Source organism: Mesorhizobium sp. M7A.F.Ca.CA.002.15.2.1, from assembly GCF_003998715.1.
GTDB lineage: Bacteria > Pseudomonadota > Alphaproteobacteria > Rhizobiales > Rhizobiaceae > Mesorhizobium > Mesorhizobium ciceri.
This window is the reverse complement of sequence record NZ_RZPI01000970.1, coordinates 1-1,432: the sequence shown is the minus strand read 5'-3', so window position 1 is coordinate 1,432 and position 1,432 is coordinate 1. Positions and strand designations below refer to the sequence as shown.

2 protein-coding genes are annotated in these 1,432 nt (G+C 66.0%); both read left to right on the top strand.

The window, feature by feature from the left end; translation table 11 throughout:
- Nucleotides 1-492, top strand: a 492-nt coding sequence (locus ENZ74_RS31660) for an amidohydrolase family protein (protein ID WP_164761399.1), incomplete at its 5' end; no start/stop codon positions are given.
- A partial coding sequence (locus ENZ74_RS31655) for an aromatic amino acid lyase (protein WP_164761398.1) occupies nt 489-1,432 on the top strand: 944 nt, incomplete at its 3' end. The genes ENZ74_RS31660 and ENZ74_RS31655, both read left to right, overlap by 4 nt.

Below are 1,432 nucleotides of genomic sequence, written 5' to 3'. Positions count from 1 at the left end.
CTTCATGCCGACCAACTGTCCAATTTGCATGGCGCCGAACTCGCCGCCCGTTACGGTGCGCTGTCGGCCGACCATCTCGAATACACCGATGAGGCAGGTGCAGCGGCGATGGCCAAGGCCGGAACCGTGGCGACGATCCTGCCCGGCGCCTACTATTTCATTCGCGAAACCAAGAAGCCGCCGATCGGCTTGTTTCGCCAGCACGGCGTCAGGATGGCTGTCGCCACCGACAACAATCCCGGCACTTCGCCGCTGACCTCACTGCTTCTGACCATGAACATGGCCGCGACCCTGTTCGGCCTGACCGTCGATGAATGCATTGCCGGCGTCACCCGGGAGGCGGCCCGCGCGCTTGGTTTGCTGGGAGAAACCGGCACGCTGGAAGCCGGAAAATCCGCCGACCTGGCGATCTGGAACATCGAGCGCCCCGCCGAACTCGTCTACCGCATGGGCTTCAACCCGCTGCATGCCCGCATCTGGAGAGGACAATGACCGAACTGACCCTGAAACCCGGCAATGCGACGCTGGCCGACTGGCGCGCCATCTATCGTGGCGCCGTGCCCAAGCTGGACGATGCCTGCCGGCCGAAAATCAAGGCGAGCGCCGAGGCCGTCGCTAGGATAGTCGCCAAGGGCGAGCCGGTCTATGGCATCAACACCGGCTTCGGCAAACTGGCCAGCGTCCGCATCCCGGCCGAGGATCTCGAGACCTTGCAGCGCAACATCGTCCTGTCGCACGCCGCCGGCGTCGGCGAGCCGATGCCGGTTGCCGTTTGCCGGCTGATGATGGCGCTGAAGCTCGCCAGCCTGGCGCAGGGCGCGTCGGGTGTGCGGCCGCAAACCATCGAGTTGCTGGAAGCGATGCTGGCCAACGACGTCATCCCGGTGGTGCCGGCGCAAGGTTCGGTCGGCGCCTCCGGCGACCTTGCCCCGCTATCGCACATGACGGCGGTGATGATCGGCGTCGGCGAATGTTTTACCCCACATGGCCGTTTCCCGGCCAAGGTCGCCTTCGTCTCGCATGGCCTGGAACCGGTGACACTGGGCGCCAAGGAGGGCCTGGCGCTGCTCAACGGCACCCAGTTTTCGACCGCCTATGCGCTGGCCGCCTTGTTCGAGGCCGAAGTGCTCTACCAATCGGCGCTGGTCGCCGGTGCCCTGTCGACCGACGCGGCAAAAGGCTCCGACGCACCCTTTGATCCGCGCATCCATGTGCTGAGAAAGCATCCCGGGCAGGTCGAGACGGCCGACGCCCTGCGCAATCTGATGGCCGGCAGCGCCATCCGTGAATCGCACCGGGTTGGCGACGAACGCGTGCAGGATCCCTATTGCCTGCGCTGCCAGCCGCAGGTGATGGGCGCGGCACTCACCGTGCTGCGCCAGGCGGCCGACACGCTGGGCACCGAAGCCAACGGCGTCACCGACAATCCGCT